Annotated in this window: 1 protein-coding gene; it reads left to right on the forward strand. The window is 66.7% G+C overall.

What is annotated here, in order from left to right; translation table 11 throughout:
- Positions 1-234: molybdopterin-dependent oxidoreductase (locus tag R0J92_RS26845; RefSeq protein WP_411053927.1), on the forward strand; the 234-nt coding region annotated here is incomplete at both ends.

Consider the following 234-nt stretch of genomic DNA (forward strand, 5'->3'; position numbering starts at 1 on the left):
CGCATCCAACGCCCACACCATCAAGCGCTACGGCCCGGACCGGATCGCCGGCTTCTCCCCGATCCCGGCGATGTCGATGGTCTCCTATGCCGCCGGCACGCGCTACCTCTCGTTGCTCGGCGGGACCTGCATGTCGTTCTACGACTGGTACTGCGACCTTCCGCCCTCCTCGCCGCAGACCTGGGGCGAGCAGACCGACGTGCCGGAGAGCGCGGACTGGTACAACTCGAGTTT

Source organism: Tritonibacter sp. SIMBA_163 (assembly GCF_046535935.1).
Lineage (GTDB): Bacteria > Pseudomonadota > Alphaproteobacteria > Rhodobacterales > Rhodobacteraceae > Epibacterium > Epibacterium scottomollicae.